The sequence below is a fragment of the Humibacillus xanthopallidus genome, from assembly GCF_044793955.1.
In the GTDB taxonomy this organism is placed as follows: domain Bacteria; phylum Actinomycetota; class Actinomycetes; order Actinomycetales; family Dermatophilaceae; genus Humibacillus; species Humibacillus xanthopallidus_C.
Window position 1 is genome coordinate 4,364,783 of record NZ_CP084995.1, and the last position, 21,455, is coordinate 4,386,237.

Genomic DNA, 21,455 nt, shown 5'->3' on the forward strand with positions numbered 1-21,455 from the left:
GGGGGTGGCTCGATGACCACCGACGCGGCCGGCTCCGACGTCGGCTCCCTCGCCGCGCGCTTCCCCACGGACTTCCGCTGGGGTGCGGCCACCGCGGCCTACCAGATCGAGGGGGCCGTCCACGAGGGAGGCCGCGGACCGTCGATCTGGGACACCTTCAGCCACACCCCGGGGCGCACCGCCGGTGGCGACACCGGCGACGTCGCCGTCGACCACTTCCACCGCTGGCGCGACGACGTGGCCTTGATGGCCGACCTCGGGCTGCAGTCCTACCGCTTCTCCATCGCGTGGCCGCGCATCCAGCCGACGGGCCGTGGACCCGCCAACGAGGAGGGCCTCGACTTCTACTCCGGTCTGGTGGATGCGTTGCTGGACAAGGGAATCCGTCCAGTGCCGACGCTCTACCACTGGGACCTGCCCCAGGCGCTCGAGGACTCCGGCGGCTGGCCTGAGCGTGACACCGCGTTCCGCTTCGCCGACTACGCGGGCCTCGTGACCGAGCGCCTCGGTGACCGCATTCCCCTGTGGCTCACCCTCAACGAGCCGTGGTGCAGCGCCTACCTCGGCTATGCCGCCGGGGTGCACGCGCCGGGCCGCACCGAGCCCACCGCGGCCATGGCCGCCGTGCACCACCTCAACCTCGCCCATGCCTTGGGCGCCAAGGCGATCCGCGCGGTGTCGGGTGCCGACACCGGCATCGGGGCGGCACTCAACTTCCACCTGCCGCGGCCCGCAGACCCCACCGACCCCCGAGACCTCGACGCGGTGCGCCGGGTCGACGCCCTCGCCAACCGCGCCTTCCTCCAGCCGATGATGGAGGGCCGCTATCCCGACGACCTCATCTGCGACGTGGCCGGGGTGACCAACTTCGACTTCGTGCGCGACGACGACCTCGACACGCTGACGACCCCGCTCACGACGTTGGGCATCAACTACTACTCGAGCTGCGTCGTGCGCCACTACGACGGCGCCACGCCGAGAGCGACCGCCGACGGGCACGGCGACGGCGCGAGCCCCTGGGTCGGCGCCGACCACGTCGAGTTCCCGCCGACGGCGCCGCCGCACACCGCGATGGGCTGGAACATCGACCCGTCCGGCTTCACCGAGCTGCTCGTCGGGCTGTCACGGCGCTACCCCGACCTGCCGCTCCTCGTCACCGAGAACGGCTCCGCCTTCCACGACCGGGTCGATGCCGACGGCCGGGTGCGCGACACCGAGCGCACCGACTACCTGCGACGCCACCTCGGGGCCGTGGCCGACGCGCTCGATGCCGGCGCCGACGTGCGGGGCTACCTCGTGTGGTCGCTGCTCGACAACTTCGAGTGGGCCTACGGCTACGACCGCCGCTTCGGCATCGTGCGGGTCGACGACGACACGCAGGAGCGCACGGTCAAGGACTCCGGCCGCTTCTACGCCGCGGTCCTCGCCGCGCACCGCTCCCGGCCGGGCACCCGCTGAGCGTCACGACGCGACCCGGCCGGACGGCATACCTGGTCGGTGGGGCGCGGACCCGCTGGGGGGCGAGCGCCAGCCGGACGGCATACCTGAGCGTTGTCTGAAGGCGCGGGCGGCGCGCCCGACGTAGTGTGCAGAGCATGGACCTCGGACTGCACCTCGCCAACTTCACCTGGTCGGGAGGCTCGGCCACCTTCGTCGACGACCTCACCCGCACCGCCCGGCTCGCCGAGGAGGTCGGCTTCACGAAGCTGTCCGTCATGGACCACGTGTGGCAGATCCGCGGGGTGGGGCCCAAGGAGCACGAGATGCTCGAGGCCTACACGACGCTCGGCTTCCTCGCCGCGGTGACCGAGCGCGTCGAGCTGCTCGCGTGGGTGACGGCCGCCGTCTATCGCGAGCCCGGGCTGCTCGCCAAGGAGGTCACGACGCTCGACGTGCTCTCGAAGGGGCGCGCCTGGCTCGGCATCGGGGCCGCGTGGAACGAGGAGGAGTGCGTCGGCCTCGGCCTGCCGTTCCCGCCCACCGCCGAGCGGTTCGAGCGCCTCGAGGAGACCTTGCAGATCTGCCTGCAGATGTGGAGCGACAGCGACGAGCCCTACGAGGGCAAGCACTACCGGCTCGGCGCCACCCTCAACTCCCCGCAGTCGGTGCAGCGGCCGCACCCGCCGATCCTCATCGGCGGTGGCGGTGAGAAGAAGACGTTGCGGATGGTCGCGCAGTACGCCCAGGCCTGCAACCTCTTCGACAGCCCCGACCTCGCCCACAAGCTCGACGTGCTGCGCGGCCACTGCGACGCGCTCGGCCGCGACTACGACGAGATCGAGAAGACCGTGATGAGCTTCGTCGACCTCGGCCCCCGGGGTGAGAAGGCCGACGAGGTGCTCGCCCACTTCGCCGAGCTCGCGGCTCTCGGCGTCACGCACCTGCACACCGGCGTCGCCGACTGCTCCCGCACCGACGAGCTCGAGCTCTTGGGCGAGCGCATCATCCCCGCGGCCGCCGCGCTCTGAGGCGGGCTGCTGCCCGTCGGACCCACAAGCCTGCGTGGCGGGCCCCGGTCGAGCGTGCCCTGGCCGCACCGGCAGCGGTTTGTGGGTCCGACGGTCCGGGGCTTTCGACCGCACCGTCAGCTGAGGATGTCGGTGCGGCGGAAGCGGCGGTAGGCGAGCATCGTGAACGCGACCGCCCAGACGAGCGACCACAGCGCGCCGTGCAGCATGTCGCCGTAGTCCGGGCTCACCGCGAGTGCGTCCTGCCAGGCCCTCGAGTAGTGGCCGGGGAAGGCGTTGCGGTAGGGCTCGAGCGCGTCGAGCTGGTCGAGGATGTTGAGCAGGATGCTGACGAGCACCGCCCCGCCGACCGCCGCGAGCGGCGCGTCCGACCGGGTGCCGAGCCAGAAGGCGATGGCCGCGATCGGGAGCAGGGTGATGAAGATGTAGCCCATGGCGAGGGCGAGCCGCGGCAGGAACTGCCCCCAGCCGAGGTCCTCGCCGATGGGGTTGGTCAGCGGTTCCCAGCCGTAGAAGACGCCGCCGACGAGCAAGCCCCATGCGGGCAGCAGCACGGTGGCGAGCAGGGTCGACCCGACGCCGACGACGAGCTTGCTCGTCAGCAGCCGCGCCCGTCGCACCGGCGCGACGAGCAGGTAGCGCAGCGACGCCCACGAGGCCTCCGACGGCACGGCGTCGCCGCAGAAGAGGGCCGCGAGCAGCACGAGCAACAGCTCGGACGCCAGGAAGACGAGCACGAGGCTGAAGTTCGCGGCTCCGCTCTGCGCGAGGTCGAAGATCCGCGTGGTGGCGCCACCGCGGTTGTTGGTCGAGCGCTCGCCGAAGAAGAACGAGCCGACGAGCACGAGCGGGAGGGCAAGCAGCAGTCCGAAGGCCCACGTCGTGCGCCGCCGGCCCCACTGCCGCCGCACCTCGGCGCGCCACGAGAGCGGGCTGTGGACGTGGGTGATCTCCTGGCTCGCTGCCGTGTCGGCAGGCTCCATGACGTCGAGCAGCGCCTCACCGGGCGCCTGCTCCTCGCTCGTGCGGACGCCCTCGAGATCTCGGGCGCCGTCGCGTGGCTGTCGTGGCGTCTCGCTCATCGCGCCCTCACCTGCCTGAGTCGTTCGACGAGGGAGGCGCCCTCGTCACCGGGCTCGATGGGCTCACCGGGGGCGGTGGCCGACGAGATGACGCCGAGGAAGACCTCTTCGAGGTGGCGGCGGCTGCTGACGCCGACGACCGGCAGGCCGGCCATCACGGCCGCGGCCACGACCTCGGCGCGGCCCCGGTCGGCGACGACGACGAGCCGGGTCGGGGTGTCGACGCGCACCTCGGTGACACCCTCGGAGGCCTCGAGCGCGTGCACCCCCGCGCTCAGGGCGTCGTGGTCGACGTGCTCGGGCAGGTCGAGGATCGTCGTGTCATCGCTGTCGACGAGGTCGGCAACGAGGCCGGAGGTGATGACCCGGCCGGCGTGCATGACCACGACGTGGGTGCAGGTCATCTCGACCTCGGCGAGCATGTGGCTCGACACGACGACGGTGCGCCCGGTCTCGGCATAGCGCCGCAGGATCGGACGCATGGCCGCGATCTGGGGCGGGTCGAGCCCGTTGGTCGGCTCGTCGAGGATGAGCAGCTCGGGCAGCCCGAGCATCGCCTGCGCGATGCCGAGCCGCTGACGCATGCCCTGGCTGTAGGACTTGACCGGCCGGTCGACGGCCCCGCCGAGCGCGGCGACGTCGAGGGCCTCGTCGAAGTGTGCGTCCTGCGGGGCGCGGCCCGTGGCGGCCCAATAGGCCTCGAGGTTCTGGCGACCCGTGAGGTGCGGCAGGAAGCCCGGCCCCTCGATGAGCGCGCCGACGCGGCCGAGTACCGGTGACCCGGCCGACACGGCCTCGCCCAGCACGTGCACGGAGCCGGCGTCCGACCCGATGAGGCCCATGACCATGCGCATCGTCGTCGTCTTGCCGGCGCCGTTGGGTCCGAGTAGGCCGACGACCTGGCCCTTCTCGGCGCGCCACGACACGTCGTCGACGGCCCGGTGGCCGTCGGAGTAGGTCTTGACGAGGCCCTCGACGACGAGCGGGATGTCGGCGAGGTCGGGTCGCGCGGGCAGGTGGCGCTGGCGCCGGCGCCGCACGAGCCAGCCGACGAGGGCGAGGAGCAGCAGGAGACCCAGCAGCGACAGCGCGATGATCGCCTCGGTGTCGAGACCCCCGGCGACGACTCCCCCGACGCTGGCGCCGGCCGCGACGGGCATCGTCAGGGCCGACGCGTCGGTGATGCGGATGCGGCTCGGCTCGCGCGAGTTGGAGTAGGTCGACTCGGTGCTCGTCAGTAGCACGCGCCATCGCGTGCCCGCGGGCAGGTCGTAGGTCGCACCCGGCAGCGAGATCGTCACCGGGCTCGGCTGGCCCGGCGTCACGGTGAGGCGCACCGGCGCGACGAGCGGGTTCGTCAGCGTCACCGACCCCCCGGTGACCCGCCAGACCGACGCGAAGAGCGTCACGTCGGGGTTGTCGGAGGTGACGGTGAAGCGCATCGTGGGCGACCCGACGACGGTTGCGGCCTCGGTGGTCGGCGCCGAGTCGAGCGCGGTCGACTGCCCTGGCAGCGCGGCGATCTGGTAGGTCGACAGGCTGATCCCGAGGGCGGCGAGCCCGGGCACCGCGATGAGCGAGGCGGGCTGGCCGCCGGGCGGGTGCACGAGCGCGCCCTCGGTCGTCGTCAGCGGCAGCTCGCGCGTGTCGCGCGCACCACCCGACAGGCCGGGGTATGCCGGCAGCGTCGTCAGCGTGCTCGGCTGGCCCCCGCGCGTGGCGGGGATCCCGTAGGTGAAGGCCGCGGTCGGCAGCGGACCGTCGAGCGGCGCCTTGTCGCGCACGTAGTGGTCGAGCCACTGGTAGGAGGCCTCGGTCTCCTCCGCCTCGTGGCTGCTCGGGCCGTCGTGGCCACCGTCACTCCACCGGACGGCATACGGCGTGCCGGAGGCGGCGAGCGCCTGCGCGTTGGCGTCGGCCTGGTCGAGGCCGAAGAGCGAGTCGGCCACCCCCTGCACGAGGAAGGTCGGCGCGCTGACCTCGGCCATCGTCGGCTGGGGGCTGTGGGCGCGGAGCAGGGCGGTCAGCTCGGGGCTGGCGGTGCCGGTCTCGGAGGTCTGCACGAAGAGCCGGCAGATCGTCGGGTCGAAGCGTCCGCACGCGTCGGCGGGAGCCGCACCGTTGTCGCTGGTCGCGCCCGTGCTCGCGCCGGTGCCGGCACCGCGGCTGGCGGAGAGGAAGAAGTTGGTCGCCCAGACCTGCTTGAAGGGGCCTGCGGTGGCGATCGGCGCACGGCCGGCCGCCGTCGTCGGTGCGGCGGTCACCGCCGCCTGCGGGAAGAACGCGGTGGCGAGGTCGTTCCACGTGATCGCCGAGACGACGCCGTCGACGCGAGGGTCGGCGCCGGCGAGCATGAGGCCGAGCGCCCCGCCGTAGGAGCCGCCCATGACGCCGGCGCGCGGGTCTCCGGGAGCGTCGAGCTCGACATCGCCGCGCTCGGCCGCGAGGTCGAGCAGTGCGCGGGCGTCGGTGATCTCGTAGGCCGGGTCGTTGAGGTGGATCCGGCCGCCTGACGCGCCGTGCCCGCGGGCGCTCCACGCCATGACGACGTAGCCCCGCGCGTGCAGGGCGTTCGCCTGGGTCGTGAGGGAGTCCTTGGAGCCGCCGAAGCCGTGGGCGAGCAGGACGACGGGGTGCTTGCCCGAGGACTGGGGCCACACCGACACGTCCAGCTGCACGGCGGTGCCGTCCGGCTCCGGGCCGACCGGCACGGAGGCGACCTCGGGCGTCACGGCGTCGGCCGCCACCACGGCGCTCGGCGCGGCCGCGGACTGCGCCGGGGCCGCCGACACACCGGGCGCGACGGTCAGGCTGGAGCCGACGACGAGCGCGGCGAGGAGGGAGGCCCGGACCGACATGCCCACATCACATCACGGGCGTCTCATTGAACGGTCATCCACCGTCGAGGGTTGGGATGCCCCGGTGCCCGTCAGCGGCGCTCGAGCCGCTTCTCCAGCAGGTAGGCCGCGGCCATGCAGACGACCAGGACGATCGCCGGGGGCAGGAAGCGTGCGGCGCCCTCGAGCTGGAGCCAGTCGTAGGGAGCGGTCGAGAACTCGAAGATCTCGAGCTGCAGGAGGTAGCGCACGATGGGCAGGACGCCGAAGACGAGTCCGACCACCCCGATCATGTTGATGACGAAGCGGGTGCCGGCCCCGGTCGACGGCTGCGGGTTAGCCACGGCCGGATGCCTCCTCGCGCTCGATGAGGTGCTGCTGCCCGAAGAGCTGCGCGGTGCCGCGCGCGCTCGGCGTGCCCGCGTCGAGGTCTGCCCCGGCGGCGACGAGCAGCCGCACGACCTCCTCCTCGCCCTTGAAGAGGGCTCCGGCGACGGGTGACTGGTCGCGGTCGTTGCGGCGGTCGACGTCGGCTCCCCGCTGCAGGAGCGCGGACACGGTGTCGGGGTGGCCGTGGTAGGCCGCCAGCATGAGCACCGTGTTGCCTGCGTGGTCGAAGACGTCGACGGGAAGTCCGTGGTCGACAAGGTCGGCGAGCATCTTGGTGCGACCCTCCCGCGCGAGCTCCATGGCCATCGCCACGACCTGTCGCGTCTGCTCGGGGTCGAGCGGCGGGCCCGTCTGCTCCGTCATGGCACCCAACCTACGCGGCGGCGGATGGCGACGGCGGACGGCCCGCGCAGCGTCGGCCTCCGGATGCTAGAACCGTTGCATGGCTACCACGCGTCTCGGCGACACCGAGGTCCACACCGTCGGAGAGCTCCCCGCCGTGGGAGACACCGCCCCCGAGTTCACGCTCACCGGGGCCGACCTGCACGACGTGACGCTGCCGCACGGCACGCGCGTCGTGCTCAACATCTTCCCGAGCGTCGACACCGGCGTGTGCGCGGCGAGCGTGCGGCGCTTCAACGAGATCGCCGCGGGCCTCGAGGACACGACGGTCATCTGCGTCTCGGCCGACCTGCCCTTCGCGCTGAACCGCTTCTGCGGCGCCGAGGGCATCGACAAGGTGCTCGTCACCTCGACCTTCCGCTCGCACTTCGGCGAGGACTACGGCGTGGAGCTGCACAACGGCGCCTTCCGCGGCCTGCTCGCCCGCGCGGTCGTCGTCATCGACGCCGAGGGCGTCGTGACGCACACGCAGGTCGTGCCCACCATCGGCCAGGAGCCCGACTACGACGCCGCGATCGCCGCGCTCGGCTGATCGCGACCACCGAGAGACGGTATGCCGTCAGGCAGTGTCGTCGTCGACCCAGTCGAGGGTGCGCTGCACCGCCTTCTTCCACTGCCGGAAGAGCCGCTCCCGCTCGACCTCGTCCATCTGGGGTGACCAGCGGCGGTCCTCGCCCCAGTTCTCGGTGATCTCGTCGGTGCTCTCCCAGTAGCCGACGGCCAGCCCGGCGGCATACGCGGCGCCGAGGGCCGTCGTCTCCGCGATCAGCGGGCGCACGACGTCGACCCCCAGCAGGTCGGCCTGGAACTGCATGAGGGTCTCGTTGGCCACCATGCCGCCGTCGACCCGCAGCTCCGTGAGGGGCACGCCCGAGTCGGCGTTCATCGCCTCGAGCACCTCACGGGTCTGGAAGGCCGTGGCCTCGAGCACGGCGCGGGCGATGTGTCCCTTGTTGACGAAGCGCGTCAGGCCGACGAGCGCGCCGCGGGCGTCGGAGCGCCAGTGCGGAGCAAAGAGTCCCGAGAAGGCCGGCACGAAGTAGGCGCCGCCGTTGTCGTCGACGGTCGCAGCCAGGGTCTCGATCTCCTTGGCGTCGGAGATGAGACCGAGGTTGTCGCGCAGCCACTGCACGAGCGACCCCGTGACTGCGATGGAGCCCTCGAGCGCATAGACCGGCGGGGCGTCGTCCAGCTGGTAGCACACCGTCGTCAGCAGCCCGTGGGTCGAGTCGATGATCTCGGTGCCGGTGTTGAGGAGCATGAAGTTGCCGGTGCCGTAGGTGTTCTTCGCGGTGCCGACCTCGAGGCAGGCCTGCCCGAAGGTCGCCGCCTGCTGGTCACCGAGGATGCCCGCGACCGGCACGTCGATGAGGATGCCCGGCTTGCACGTGCCGTAGACCTCCGAGGACGAGCGGATCTCCGGCAGCATCGCGAGCGGCACGCCCATCTCGGCGGCGATCTGCTCGTCCCAGGCGAGGGTGCGCAGGTCCATCAGGAGGGTCCGTGAGGCGTTGGTGACGTCGGTGACGTGGATGCCGTCGTCGTCGGCCCCGCCGGTGAGGTTCCAGAGGAGCCAGCTGTCGATGGTCCCGCAGAGCAGCTCGCCCGCCTCGGCGCGCGCACGGGCGCCGTCGACGTTGTCGAGGATCCACCGCACCTTGGGCCCGGCGAAGTAGGTCGCGAGGGGCAGGCCGGTGACGGCCTTGAAGCGCTCCGGCCCGACGTCGCCGGCGAGCTCGTCGCAGATCGCCTGCGTGCGGGTGTCCTGCCAGACGATCGCGTTGTGGATCGGCTGTCCGGTCACCCGCTCCCACACGACGGCGGTCTCGCGCTGGTTGGTGATGCCGACCGCGACGATGTGCGTCGCGTTGAGGTTGGCCTTGCCGAGTGCGCCGCCGACGACCGCTCGCGTGTTCTGCCAGATCTCGAGGGCGTCGTGCTCGACCCACCCCGCGCGCGGGAAGATCTGCCGGTGCTCGAGCTGGTCGACGGCCACCACCCTCCCGCTGCGGTCGAAGACCATGGCCCGGGTGCTCGTCGTGCCCTGGTCGATCGCGACGACGTGGCTGCTGTGCGCTGTCGGCATGTGCCGAACCTACCCCCGGCCGCCGCGGTTAGGGTGGAGCCCTCAGCACCACGGCTTGAGGGGGCCGCATGACGAGTCCGGTCCGGCTGGACGGCGACTACCGCGCCGCGGCGTGGAAGCGACTGGCCACCAAGACGTTCGACGTGCTCGTCGTCGGTGGAGGCGTCACCGGCGCCGGGGCCGCGCTCGACGCGGCGACCCGCGGGCTGTCGACGGCCCTCGTCGAGCAGCGCGACTTCGCGTCTGGCACGTCCTCGCGGTCTTCGAAGCTCTTCCACGGCGGCCTGCGCTACCTCGAGCAGATGAACTTCGACCTCGTGCGAGAGGCACTGAAGGAGCGCGAGCTGATGCTCACCCGGCTCGCTCCGCACCTCGTGCGGCCGGTGTCCTTCCTCTATCCACTCACCGGTCGCGGCTGGGAGCGGCCTTATGTCACAGCCGGACTCACCCTCTACGACTCGATGGGCGGCGCCCGCTCGACGCCTCGCCACAAGCAGCTGACCCGCACCGGCGCCCTGCGGATCGCGCCGTCTCTCAAGCGCGATGCGCTGACCGGCGCCCTGCTCTACTACGACGCCCAGGCCGACGACGCCCGCCACACGATGATGACGGTCCGCACGGCAGCGGCCTACGGCGCGACGGTCCTGGCCTCCGCCCGTGTCGTCGAGCTGCTCCGGGCCGGCGAGCGGGTCGTCGGTGCGGTCGTCGAGGACGTCGAGACCGGCGAGCGCGTGGAAGTGCACGCGTCGGTCGTCATCAACTGCACGGGCGTGTGGACCGACGACATCCAGACGATGGCCGGCGGCCGCGGCCGCTTCCACGTGCGCGCCTCCAAGGGCGTGCACATCGTCGTCGCCCGCGACCGCATCAACTCCGAGAGCGGGCTCATCCTGCGCACGGAGACGTCGGTGCTCTTCGTCATCCCGTGGGGCACGCACTGGATCATCGGCACGACCGACACCGAGTGGGACCTCGACCGCGCCCACCCGGCAGCGACCCGCGCCGACATCGACTACATCCTCGAGCACCTCAATGCCGTGCTCAACGTGCCGCTCACCCACGACGACATCCAGGGTGTCTATGCCGGCCTGCGGCCCCTGCTGTCGGGCGAGAGCGAGGACACGAGCCAGCTCTCCCGCGAGCACGCCGTGGCGCGGCCCCAGCCCGGGCTCATCTCGATCGCGGGAGGCAAGTACACGACCTACCGCGTCATGGCGGCCGACGCCGTCGACGCCGCCCGCGAGGACATCGGCGGTGACGTGTCCGACAGCGTCACCGAGTTCATCCCGCTGCTGGGCGCCGAGGGCTACCCCGCGCTCGTCAACCAGGTCGACCGGCTCGCCCGCCACCAGGACCTCCCGGTGTGGCGCATCAACCACCTGCTCCAGCGCTACGGCTCCCTCGTGCACGAGCTCTTCGCCCTCGCCGAGGGCGACCGCAGCCTGCTCGAGCCACTGCCTGGCGCGGAGGAGTACCTCCAGGTCGAGGTCGTCTACGCGGTGACGCACGAGGGTGCGCTGCACCTCGACGACATCCTCGCCCGCCGCACCCGCATCTCGATCGAGACCCCGCACCGGGGCACCGAGACCGCCGAGGCGGTGGCCGGGCTCATCGCTCCGATCTGCGGCTGGGACGACGAGCGGGTCGCGCGTGAGGTTGCCGCCTACCGCGCCCGGGTCTCGGCCGAGCTCGAGTCGCAGAAGGAGCTGGCCGACTCCGAGGCCAACGCCGAGCGCCTCAGCGCCCCCGACAACCGGCGCATCCCCGTCAGTAGGGCGCCCGAGAATCCCTGAGCCTTCCTAGACTGGACGGGTGACCACCCGACGGCGTCTCGCCCGGTGCGTCGCGGCGCTCGCCGCGGCGACTGCTCTCGTCGCGGGGTGCGGGGCCCCCAACCCGACGGCCCAGTCACGCCTCGACGGACACGCGGGAGCCACCCACGCCGAGACGACCCGCCCTGGGTCGCCGGCGACGTCGGTGCCGACCTCCGGCGCAGCGCAGCCCGCCGTGTCGGGTCACGGCTCGGCGGCGTCGTCGCCGCGGCCGGCTCCGGCCTCCCTCCGGTCCGGCGAGTCGATCCGCACCGTGGCGGTGTCGGCGCCCTACACCCCCGCTGCACCGAGCGGCGGCACCGACGACTACCGCTGCTTCGTGCTCGACCCCCGGATCGCCGCCGACACCTTCGTCACCGGCTTCGACATCGTGCCGGGCCAACCAGCCGAGGTGCACCACGTCATCCTCTATCGCGTGCCGCCGACGAAGGCGGCCGCGGCCCGTCAGCGCGACGCGGAGACCCCCGGTGACGGGTGGACCTGCTTCGGGGGCACCGGCCTCGAGTCGCAGGGCTCGCTGCTCGACGACGCCCCGTGGGTGGGTGCCTGGGCGCCGGGCGGCACCGAGCAGCTGCTCGATCGCGACATCGGCATCCCCCTGGAAAAGGGCTCGCTGCTCGTCCTGCAGGTGCACTACAACCTGCGGCACGGCGTCACCCCCGATCGCACTGCGGTGGACCTGCGACTCTCGACGCGCGCCCTGACCCCCCTCGACACGATGCTGCTGCCGGCGCCGGTCGAGCTGCCGTGCCGCACCGGCCACACCGAACCGCTCTGCGACCGCGACGCTGCCGTGCGCGACGTGGCCGCACGCTTCGGAGCCACCTCCGGTCGCATGGTGGCCGGGCTCCTGCTGCTGTGCAACGGCTCGTTCGAGCCCCGCCCCGGCACGACCCAGACCTGCACGCGCACCGTGCAGGAACCGGCGACGGTGCGCACCGCCGCCGGGCACATGCACCTGATGGGGTCGAGCATCCGGATCGAGCTCAACCCCGGCACCGCTGCGGCGCGCACACTGCTCGACACCGAGGTCTGGGACTTCGACGACCAGGGCGCCGTCTCGATCTCCCCCGCTGCCATGGAGCCCGGCGACCGTCTGCGGGTGACCTGCACCCACGACCAGGCCTGGCGCGACAAGCTGCCCGCGCTGCGCGACCTGCCGGAGCGGTATGTCGTGTGGGGCGAGGGCACGACCGACGAGATGTGCCTCGGCATCCTCGGCGTGACGCGGCCATGACGACGCCGACGACGCCGTCCGACCCCACGACGCCGACGACGCCGACAGGGCCGCCACGACCACCCACCGACGTGCTCGTCGTCGGCGGGGCCGGGGTCGACACCATCGTGCGGGTCGAGACGCTCCCGGTGCCGCTCGCCGACTCGCACGTCGTGCCGCCCATCCAGACGCTCGTCGGTCACACGGGCACCGGGGTGGCACTGGGCTGCCACCACCTGGGGCTCGCCACGCGTCTGGTCGACGTCATCGGCGACGACATCGAGGGTCGCCTGGTGACGAGCCGCCTCGCCGCCGAGGGCGTGCCGTTCGACCACGTCGTGCACCCCTCCGGCACGCGGCGCGCGGTCAACCTCGTGGACGCCCAGGGGCGACGGATGTCGTTCTACGACCCGCGCCACCCCTACGACCTCGTGCCCGACCCCGACCTGTGGCGTGACGCGGTCGCGGCGACGCGACACGTGCACGCCTCGATCATGCCGTGGACCGTCGCGGCGCTCGAGGAGGCGACCGGCCGGAGCCTGACCACCTCGACCGACCTGCACGACTGGGACGGTGACAACCCGCACCACCGCCCCTTCGCGTATGCCGCCGACCTCGTCTTCGTGTCGGGCTCGCGACTCGGGGAGGTCGAGGAGGCCGTCGTCGCCGACGTGCTCGATCGCGGCCGGGCTCGCGTCGTCGTGGTCATGGACGGCGCGCGCGGGAGCCGGGTCACGGTGCGCGAGGGCGGCAGCTTCACCGTGCCGGCGGTCGACGTGCCGGACCGCCCGGTGGTCGACTCCAACGGTGCTGGTGACGCCTATGTGTCGGGGTTCCTGGCGACCTGGCTGGCCGGCCGGGGCGCTCGGTCAGCCGCGCTGGCGGGCGCCGTCTCGGGGGCCTGGGCGTGCGGCACCGAGGGCACGCACACGAGCTTCGTCGGTCCGAGCGAGCTGGCTGCCCAGCTCGTCCGGCTGCGCCGTTGACGTGCTCAGCGACGCCGTGGCCCGGCCCCGCGGATCGTCGCTCAGGACTGCTCGCCGGCGATGTTGACGAGCCAGCCGATGCCGAAGCGGTCGGTCAGCTGCCCGAACTCGTCGCCCCACATCTGCTTCTCGAGCGGCATCGACACCGTGCCGCCGTCGGCCAGCTTCGTCCAGTAGCCCCGCAGCTCGTCACGGTCGTCACCGCTGAGGCTGACGGTGATGGTGGTGCCGGGCTCGTAGGACATGCCGTCGGGGGTGTCGGAGGCCATGATCGTGTAGCCGCTCGGGGTCTCGAGCTGGGCGTGCATGATGCCGTCGGCGTTGGGCCCGGTGTCGCCGTACTCACCGAACGTGCTCACGGTGAGATCACCTCCGAAGACGGAGGTGTAGAACTCCATGGCCTCGCGGGCGTTGCCCTTGAAGCTGATGTAGGGGTTGAGTCGAGAGGCCATGACGCACTCCTTCGGGGTCGGGTCTCGGGGTGGACCGTGCGGTCTGCCGGTCTCGACCACTCACGTTAGGACGGCGCGCCGACAGCGGTCGGGTTTCGGCCCGATCCGCCTGCCCGATCCAGCCGCCCGCCGGTCTGGCCTCGTCAACGGGCGACGCGCCGACCTGACGCCGATCGGCCCTCGGCGCCGAGCGGGCGCTGCACGCGGCCGTCGTCGCTGGGACCGAGACCCCCCTGGCAGCCGGGGCAGTAGAACATCGTCCGCTCCTGCGGCGGCACCCCGATCGGGGCGACGCGCACCGTGGAGCCGCAGCGGCGACATGGCCGCCCGCTCCGGGCGTGCACGTAGTGCGCGTCGTCGAGGCGGTAGGACCCGGTGCTCGACTGCACCGCATGGCCCTTGCCGTTGTCGATGAGGCGGTGTGCCCGGCTCACGACCCGCTCGACCACCGCTCGGTCGACCTCGTCGGCGAGGCTCCACGGCGGCACCTTCTCGAGGAAGAGCGTCTCGGCGCACCACATCGTGCCGACCCCGGCGAGGTTGCGCTGGTCGAGCAGGGCCTGCCCGATGGGCACGTGGGCGCGCGCGACGTTGTCGACGGCGCGGGCGGCATCCCAGTCGGGGCCGAGCACGTCGGGCCCGAGGTGACCGACGAGGTCGGCCTCGCGGGCGGTCGGCACGAGGTCGAGCATCCCGAGCCTCAGGCCCAGGGCCGTCCAGTCGGGCGCGGAGACGAGGGCCCGCAGCTGCGGGTTGCGGCGCCACCGGGCCGCGAGCGAGGGGGTCGCCTCGACCCGCCACTGCCCCTCCATGCGCAGGTGCGAGTGCAGGGTGAGACCGCCCTCGACGCGGTGCAGCAGGTGCTTGCCGCGGCTCACGACCTCGATCGTCGCGCGACCGCTGAGGTCCGCGGTCGAGATCTCGGGCCAGCGCAGGTCGGCCTCGACGATCGGCTTGCCCCCGAGGGCGGCGTGGAGGCGCTGCGCGGTGCGCCAGACGGTGTCGCCCTCGGGCACGGCAGGTGACCTCCTCGTGTCCACGTGCTCGTCACGTGGTGTTCTCCGCACTGTAAGCGGTGGCGCCTAACGTCGGCGCGTGCCAGAGCTGACCGTCGTCGTGCCCGCCCTCGCCGAGAGCGACCACCTGCGCCGGTGCCTCGACAGCCTCGCCGCGCAGACCCTGGCGATGCACCGTTTCGAGGTGGTCGTGACCCTGGCCGACGACTCCGCCGCCCATCGTGCCGCTGTCGCCGCCCGGGTCACCGTGCACCTCGACGGCATCGCATCGGGCCCGGAGGTGGTGCTCGTGGCCGCCGACGGGACGACCCGGGCAGCGGCCCGCAACGCCGCCGTGGCCCGCGCCCGGGGCACGTGGACGACCTTCGTCGGAGAGCACGACTTCGTGGCTCCGGACTATCTCGAGCTGCTTCTGGGCTCGGCGGCTCCCAACCGGGTCGCGGCCGGCCGGGTCGTCGACGTGCTGCCCGACGGATCCCGTGCTGAGGGCGGGTCCGGTGGTGGCGTCACGGACCTCGAGCTGGCGAGCGCGGTCGGCGGCAAGGTCTATCCGACCGCCTGGCTGGTCGACACGCCCTTCGCGTCCGCCCTGGCCCATGACGAGGACGCAGTGCTGACGGCCCACCTCTTCGGCACCTTCGAGCGGCAGTTCAGCGGCTACGACCTCACGCCGGCGCACCGCGGCGCCACCTACTTCCGCACCGCGGGGCCCTCCGGCGCCCGCGACCTCGCCTCACGGCTCGCCGTCGTCGACGAGCTGCGCACCGCCCCGCCCACCGAGCTCGTCGACGCCCTCGTGCGCGAGCAGCTCGGACGCGCCCGCTCCCCGTGGGCTGCCCTCACCACCGCACCGCGCCTCGCCCATCCGCTCGTCGTCGTGGCCGGTGACGCCCGGTCGGTCAACGAGCACGCCGGCGCGCTCCGCCTGCTCATCACGGCGGGGTATGCCGTCCGCGTCCTCCACCTGAGAGGCCGGCTCGCCGACCCGCTGCGTTCGGGTCGGACGGGCCACCGCCTCGCACTGCTGCCCGACGACCTTCCCGCCGTCGAGCCGGCGGCCTCCGCCACGGTCCGTCGCCTGCTGGGTGCCGACCCGCCACGGGCCGCCCGGGCCGGCCGACTGGCCCGGCGCCTCACGCGCGAGGGGCTTCGGGTCGCGCGTCGCGTGGCGCCCGAGGTGCTGCCGGCCCGGGTCGCAGCGCCCGGCCTCGCTCACACGGACCGCGCGGCCGCGGACCTGCTGCGAGGCCCCCACGAGCTCTTCGTCCTCGATATCGCGGGCGACCACGTCGTCGACCGCCTCGGCGTCGGGGCCGACCTGCGCCCTCACCGCACCCGTGACCACACCCGTCACCAGCCGCGCGACCGACGCCGCGACCGAGGTCCCGAGCTCGCCGCGCTGGCGCTCGAGGTGGCAGCGAGCCGCACGGGCTTCAGCCGCGCCGAGGCGCTGGGGCTGCGTCAGGCGTCGAGACTGCTCGCCGCCGCCCAACCGACCCGGGAGCACCCGTCACCGGCGGCGCTCTGGACGGGGGCGGCATACCGGCTCGTGCGGGCGGGACGGCGGGCTGCGGCGACCCAGCTGCTCGACGACTGCTTCGCGGCGACGGGTGCCGCAGAGGCGGAGGCCGCCGGGCACAGCGTGCTCGAGGAGCTGGTCGCGGTCGACGAGGCCGGCCCGGCCCGGGTGGACGTCCCCGCCGTCGTCGGCACCTGCCTGCGCCACGCCGACGAGGCGCTGGCGTCGGGCGATCTCGACCGCGTCACCTTCCTCACGAGCCTCGCCCTCGACCTGCTCTTCGCCCGAGTGCTGCACACGGCCGCGACGACCTCGCCGCTCGTCTCCGATCCCGCGGACTTCCTTGCGCCGCTGCGCACCTCGCAGGTCGGGCAGCTGATCAGCCCGACGGTCGCGTCGCGTCCGGCACGTATGTCGCGCCCACCCGTGGGTGGGATCTCGGCGCGGCAGGGCCGGCCGCGTGTGACGGTGCTGCCGGGGGCCTACCCCAAGTTCGCGGCTGCGGTCGTGCGAGAGCTGGAGCAGCACGCCGAGGTCGACGTGCTCGACCTCGCCGAGACCGACCGGCGCTACGGCAACACCGCCATCGACCCGGAGAGCGTGCGCGAGCGCGTGGCCCGGGCCGCCGGAGTGCCACCCGTGCTCGACGCAGCAACGGCGGCCGCGCTCGACGCCGACGTCCTGTTCGTCGACTGGGCCGACAAGGGGCTCACGGTCGCCACGGAGCAGGTGCCCGACCACACGCGGGTCGTCGTGCGGCTCCACGGTGTCGACACCCTCAGCGCCTGGCTGCACACCGCCCGGTGGGAGCGCGTCGACGACGCGATCTTCCCGAGCGAGCACCTGCGGCTCGCCACGGAGCGGGCGCTCGGCGGGCGCCTGGACGGCGTGCGCCAGCACGTCGTGGCCAACCCCGTCGAGGCCGACCGCTATGCCCTGCCGAAGCTGCCCGGCGCGGAGCACACGCTGGGCATGGTCGGTTGGGCCCAGCAGGTCAAGGACCCGGGCTGGACCCTCGACCTGCTCGAGCGGCTCCGGGAAGAGGACGACCGCTGGCGACTTCTCCTCATCGGCGCAGACTTCCCGCTGAGGAGCGCCAACACCGTGGAGAGCCGGGCCGCGCGGCACGTCCGGGCACGCCTGTTGGCGGGCGGCTCCGGGCTCGCCGACGCCGTCGACTTCGTCGGCTACAGCAAGCGCCTGCCCGAGGTGCTGCGCCGCGTCGGGTGGGGAGTCAGCTCGAGCCGGCGCGAGGGCTTCCACATCGGACTCGTCGAGATGGCCGCGAGCGCGGCCGTGCCCGTCGTGCGCGACTGGCCCGTCTACGCCGAGATCGGCGGCGCCCGACGGCTCTTCCCCGACGACTGGGTGGCCCATGACGTCGATGCCGCCGCCGAGCGGGTGCTCACGCTCTCGAGCCGCGGCGAATGGTCGTCGCAGGGGGCCCTCGCTGCCCGCGTCGTGGCCGAGCGCTTCGCGGGGGAGACCACGGGAGACCAGCTGCGCCGCATCGTGCTCGGATGAGCTCGTGCGGGCCCCGGCCGTCGCCGCCCCGGTCGAGGCGTACTGTCAGAGCACATCGCGTCAGCCGCACTGCGCGGCGACGGATCACCCCGGAAGCCGGCTGATGACGTCCAGACCACCCCCTGAACCGCCGCTCCCAGACAGGCGAGCAGAGCTGATGGCACGGGTCTCGGCGGCCCGGGCCCGCGTCATGGAGCTGCGCTCCGGCACCGTGGACCGTGACCAGCTGCAGCTCGCCCACGGGGAGCTGCTCGAGGCGATGGAGCTGTATGCCGCCGAGCTCGCCCGGCGACGGCTACCGATCCCCCCGGCCCTGCGCGACGACCTGCGCCTCTACCGCGAGATCCGGGTGCGCCCGACCACGGGCCGTCCGTATCGGCCTCGCAGCGACGCCTGACGGCAGTCCGTCGACGGCGAGGGGGCCGGGGTCCCGGGTGGGTGCAGCCGGGCGGGGCGGGGGCTGCGGTCACGCGCGGGCGGCGCCTCCGGCGATGCGCTGGAGGATCTGCCCTGCTGCCGTGAGATGGCCCACCGGGCTGCGATGGTCGAGCGGCTGGGCATCGAGCGCGCTCCCCTCCTCGACGATCCCCCACACCGGGGTGCCGCTTCCGCGGTAGTCGCTCCACTTCGAGGGCAGGAACGGGTTGCGGCCGCCGGCCGGGCTGACCGCGTCGTTGACGAGCAGGCAGTCCATTCGGCTCGCGAGCGCCAGGAAGTCGAGGTAGCCGACGAAGGGTCGCGCCTGCACCTGACCGGAGAGACCGCGCCGGGCCGTCTCCGCGTCGAGCTCGTCGGGATCGGTCGTGAAGACGTGCAGCACGAGCCGCTCCCGGGTCGAGGCCGGCAGCAGGCCCAGGGCGTCGAGCACGAGCGAGAGGCCCCGGTTGGCATAGAAGTTGCCGAAGTAGCCGAGGTGACGCACTGCCGGGTCGAGCGCCAGCTCCGGCTTCCCCACCGCGTAGAGCTCGGCAGGTGGTGTCGGGTGCGGCGACACCACCGCGATCTGCGAGACCCGGGCCGCGAGGTCCGGATCATGGCACGCCTCGAGCATGAAGTCGCGCTGGTGCGCGTTGGTGAAGACGACCCGGTCGGCGAGGGCGAAGGCCGCGACCTCGCACCACTCGAAGGCGTTGGTGCCACCTGGGGGCCGGAAGCCCGCCCGCTCGATGGCATGGCGCAGGCGCCGGAGCGAGCGGTCATCGGCCGCGGGCGAGGAGCGCACTCCGCCCTTGACGTCATGGGAGAGCGGGTCGGAGAACTCGGCGTCCCAGACGATCCCGGGCCGGGTCAGCTTCACCTCGGCTGCGAGGAAGTGCGACGCGGCGAACTGCGCCCGGCTGTAGAGCGAGGTGTAGGGCCCCTGCTCCGCCTCCCAGCGCGCGACCTCGGAGAGGCCCAGTCTCTGGAAGTCACCGATCGAGGCCCAGGAGCTGAACGCGGTGCGTGACGGCACCGCGGCCCACCGGCGCACGAGACCGTCGCAGAGCCGGACGAGGCCGGGGTCGCGGCTGCGGATCGCGTCCATCGCGTTGAAGACGACGTCGACGGGCTCGCCGTGCTCGGCCACTCGCTTGGCAGCCACGATCGCGGCCGTGTCGGCGTAGGGCGGGAAGCAGTAGGAGACGACGAGCCGACGGGCGGGCGGCGCTGCGTTCACGATGGTCACGGATCTCCGGTCGGTGGTGGGCTTGCTCAGACGGTGACGTGCGCGACGGGGTCGCCGTGGAAGACGAGCGACCCGCGGCGTGCGAGCAGCTCGAGGTCCGACACCGGCCAGGTGTGCCCGTCCGGGGAGGCCGCGCGCATCGACACGAAGTTGAAGCGGTCGGCGGAGTAGACGCGGCCACCGTCGCGGCGGACCTTCTCGAGGAAGGTGGTGTCGACCCGGCGCGGGAGGTCCTCGAAGCGCACCTGCCGTGCGAGGTCGCGGGGCACGACGATGGTGCCTCCCTGCACGAGGTCGACGTAGCGGTGCTCGGCATCGGGGAAGCGGAGCAGGGTCGCGGCGGTCGAGCGGAGGTGGGCGTAGTGCGCCCACTTGCCGACGACACCCGCCTCGGAGTAGTCGAAGGCGCGGACGAGATCGCTGAGGAAGTGCTCCGCGTAGTGGTTGTCGTCGTCCATCTTGGCGACGTAGCGGCCCGACGCGGCCTCGACGCCGGCATTCATGCACCTGCCGAGGGTCCACTCCGCGGGGGCAGCCACCACGACGACGTCTGTCAGGCCGAGGGACCGCGCCCGAGACTGCAGCTCCCACTCGTCGACGGTGAAGCCGTGCGTCACGAGGACGAGCTCGAGATCCCGATGCGACTGTGCCGCAATGAAGTCGAGCACGTGGTCGACCTGGGCTGGTCGCATCGAGGGCACGACGGCCGAGACGGAGCAGTCACGCGGGGCCGTCTCGATGCCGACGGCGTCGAGCACCGTGGAGACCCGGTGCTCGTAGCGGTGCTCGTCGAGCACCCGGCGGTGGGCCCGGAGGGCGAGGCGGTCGCGATACTCCGCGTGCTGCAGCAGAGCCCTCAGCTCGAGACCGGTCTGCTCGGGCGAGTCGCTGACGCGCACGGTGTCACCGAAGAACGGCTCGATGGCTGCGGATGGAGCCGAGAGCACCGGGGTCTGCGCCGCCGAGAGCTCGAAGAGACGGCGCGCGCACATCGTCGGCGAGTCGACGACCGAGTTGACGTTGAGGAAGACGCGATAGGACGTGTAGGCGCCCAGCAGTCGCTCGTAGGGGAGGCTGCCGACGACAGCCCGGGCGTAGGCCCCCGGGAACTGGTAGCGCCGGTCGCCTCCCGCCATCCTCGACCAGATCTCGAGGCCGAGCGGCAGGGCGGGCGCCAGGACCGTGTCCATCTGCTCGCGTCGGGCGTCGTGCTTGTCGGCGAACCAGGTGCCGGCGAAGGCGACCTCGCGGCAGCGGCCCGCCCCGCGCCGGACGGGGGTGTGGATCCGCGGCTGGGCACCGAAGGGCAGCAGAGCGATCCGGTCATGGCTGAGGTCCCGCCGATAGTCCTCGACGCAGTTGGCGTCGACGGTGAAGACCTGGTCGAAGAGGCGCGCGGTCTCGAGGAACGCGTCGTAGTTGGGCGGGTCCTCCTTGTTCCAGAAGACCGTCGGTATGCCGCGTTGCCGGCACCACTCGACGAGCGCCGTGAGCTCGTCGGACGGAGCCCCCGCGCCCGTCATGGCGAGACGCCAGGCGCCACCGTTGCCGTGCCACGCGGACTCCACGAAGAGCAGGTCAACCGGCTGCTCGGCGAGCGTCGCCCGCCAGGTGGAGGGCTCGACCGCGACCTGCTGCCACTCGTAGCGCAGGGCGAGGGCGGAGAAGTCGTCGAGGATGACCGCGGCCGTCACATCCGGCCGGTTGACCGGTCCGGTCGGGATCTCGGGCCTCGGCACGTCGACGCGGTTGCGTGCCCGAGGCAGCGCGGGCAGCCGCCGCTTCAGCTCGACTCGGAGCTTGCGCGGGAGATCCTCTCGCGCCAGCGGATCGCTGACGGCCCGGCTCAGGGCACTGCTCACCCGTGTGACATCGCGGGCCAGCGGTCCCGCGGCCCACACAGACTTTGGCATCTGTTCGACTCTCGTTCGATTGGCACGGGTCTGGCGTTATGCGAGTCACCCGACGCTGGTGTCGTG

At 72.7% G+C, this 21,455-nt stretch carries 17 protein-coding genes; 8 read left to right on the top strand and 9 right to left on the bottom strand.

Annotated elements, in window-relative coordinates:
* Nucleotides 1–12 precede the first annotated feature (12 nt).
* Entirely contained in the window at nucleotides 13–1,458 is a 1,446-nt protein-coding gene (locus tag LG278_RS19675) for a GH1 family beta-glucosidase (RefSeq protein ID WP_404389302.1), read from the top strand.
* A gap of 137 nt (nucleotides 1,459–1,595) precedes the next feature.
* Complete coding sequence (locus LG278_RS19680) at nucleotides 1,596–2,468, top strand: LLM class F420-dependent oxidoreductase (RefSeq protein ID WP_404389303.1); 873 nt, start codon at nucleotides 1,596–1,598, stop codon at nucleotides 2,466–2,468.
* Between the two features lie 116 nt (nucleotides 2,469–2,584).
* Here LG278_RS19680 and LG278_RS19685 read toward each other — a convergent pair whose 3' ends face one another.
* From LG278_RS19685 to LG278_RS19700, 4 genes are all read right to left on the bottom strand, one after another.
* The gene (locus LG278_RS19685) at nucleotides 2,585–3,550 is read right to left on the bottom strand and encodes an ABC transporter permease subunit (RefSeq protein ID WP_404389304.1); all 966 of its coding nucleotides are present in this window, start codon (nucleotides 3,548–3,550) and stop codon (nucleotides 2,585–2,587) included.
* Nucleotides 3,547–6,408: an alpha/beta fold hydrolase gene (locus LG278_RS19690; RefSeq protein WP_404389305.1), complete on the bottom strand. Its 2,862-nt coding sequence runs from the start codon at nucleotides 6,406–6,408 to the stop codon at nucleotides 3,547–3,549. The genes LG278_RS19685 and LG278_RS19690 overlap by 4 nt, the downstream gene beginning before the upstream one ends.
* 71 nt (nucleotides 6,409–6,479) lie before the next feature.
* Entirely contained in the window at nucleotides 6,480–6,731 is a 252-nt protein-coding gene (locus tag LG278_RS19695; protein WP_404389306.1) for a hypothetical protein, read from the bottom strand.
* Entirely contained in the window at nucleotides 6,724–7,140 is a 417-nt protein-coding gene (locus LG278_RS19700; protein WP_404389307.1) for an ankyrin repeat domain-containing protein, read from the bottom strand. Before LG278_RS19700 ends, LG278_RS19695 begins: the two co-directional genes overlap by 8 nt.
* Before the next feature lie 79 nt (nucleotides 7,141–7,219).
* Between LG278_RS19700 and tpx the strand changes: the two genes are divergently transcribed.
* Complete coding sequence (gene tpx, locus LG278_RS19705; protein WP_404389308.1) at nucleotides 7,220–7,711, top strand: thiol peroxidase; 492 nt, start codon at nucleotides 7,220–7,222, stop codon at nucleotides 7,709–7,711.
* Between the two features lie 27 nt (nucleotides 7,712–7,738).
* Here tpx and glpK read toward each other — a convergent pair whose 3' ends face one another.
* Nucleotides 7,739–9,265 carry a glycerol kinase GlpK gene (gene glpK / locus LG278_RS19710; protein ID WP_404389309.1) on the bottom strand — a complete coding sequence of 509 codons (1,527 nt, stop codon included), beginning with the start codon at nucleotides 9,263–9,265 and terminating at the stop codon, nucleotides 7,739–7,741.
* Nucleotides 9,266–9,333: 68 nt separating this feature from the next.
* On the opposite strand from glpK, the gene LG278_RS19715 reads away from it, so the two are divergent.
* Genes LG278_RS19715 through LG278_RS19725 form a run of 3 tightly spaced genes read left to right on the top strand, consistent with a single transcriptional unit; the run spans nucleotide 9,334 to nucleotide 13,299 of the window.
* Nucleotides 9,334–11,058: a glycerol-3-phosphate dehydrogenase/oxidase gene (locus tag LG278_RS19715; RefSeq protein ID WP_404389310.1), complete on the top strand. Its 1,725-nt coding sequence runs from the start codon at nucleotides 9,334–9,336 to the stop codon at nucleotides 11,056–11,058.
* Nucleotides 11,059–11,077: 19 nt separating this feature from the next.
* Nucleotides 11,078–12,334 (top strand): hypothetical protein, encoded by a 1,257-nt coding sequence (locus LG278_RS19720; RefSeq protein WP_404389311.1) that lies wholly within the window; start codon nucleotides 11,078–11,080, stop codon nucleotides 12,332–12,334.
* Nucleotides 12,331–13,299, top strand: coding sequence for a carbohydrate kinase family protein (locus tag LG278_RS19725; protein WP_404389312.1), 969 nt, complete (start codon nucleotides 12,331–12,333; stop codon nucleotides 13,297–13,299). The genes LG278_RS19720 and LG278_RS19725 overlap by 4 nt, the downstream gene beginning before the upstream one ends.
* A 41-nt stretch (nucleotides 13,300–13,340) precedes the next feature.
* Here LG278_RS19725 and LG278_RS19730 read toward each other — a convergent pair whose 3' ends face one another.
* Nucleotides 13,341–13,751, bottom strand: a complete 411-nt coding sequence (locus LG278_RS19730; RefSeq protein WP_404389313.1) for a VOC family protein — start codon at nucleotides 13,749–13,751, stop codon at nucleotides 13,341–13,343.
* Between the two features lie 143 nt (nucleotides 13,752–13,894).
* A complete protein-coding gene (locus LG278_RS19735; RefSeq protein ID WP_404389314.1) occupies nucleotides 13,895–14,767 on the bottom strand; it encodes a DNA-formamidopyrimidine glycosylase family protein in 873 nt (290 codons plus the stop codon).
* 79 nt (nucleotides 14,768–14,846) lie between these two features.
* On the opposite strand from LG278_RS19735, the gene LG278_RS19740 reads away from it, so the two are divergent.
* Complete coding sequence (locus tag LG278_RS19740; protein WP_404389315.1) at nucleotides 14,847–17,810, top strand: glycosyltransferase; 2,964 nt, start codon at nucleotides 14,847–14,849, stop codon at nucleotides 17,808–17,810.
* A gap of 157 nt (nucleotides 17,811–17,967) precedes the next feature.
* The gene (locus tag LG278_RS19745) at nucleotides 17,968–18,207 is read left to right on the top strand and encodes a hypothetical protein (RefSeq protein ID WP_404389316.1); all 240 of its coding nucleotides are present in this window, start codon (nucleotides 17,968–17,970) and stop codon (nucleotides 18,205–18,207) included.
* Nucleotides 18,208–18,276: 69 nt separating this feature from the next.
* On the opposite strand, the gene LG278_RS19750 is transcribed toward LG278_RS19745, so the two are convergent.
* Both LG278_RS19750 and LG278_RS19755 read right to left on the bottom strand, forming a co-directional pair.
* Nucleotides 18,277–19,476, bottom strand: coding sequence for a hypothetical protein (locus LG278_RS19750; RefSeq protein ID WP_404389317.1), 1,200 nt, complete (start codon nucleotides 19,474–19,476; stop codon nucleotides 18,277–18,279).
* Nucleotides 19,477–19,502: 26 nt separating this feature from the next.
* Nucleotides 19,503–21,389 carry a glycosyltransferase gene (locus tag LG278_RS19755; protein ID WP_404389318.1) on the bottom strand — a complete coding sequence of 629 codons (1,887 nt, stop codon included), beginning with the start codon at nucleotides 21,387–21,389 and terminating at the stop codon, nucleotides 19,503–19,505.
* Nucleotides 21,390–21,455: the final 66 nt, after the last annotated feature.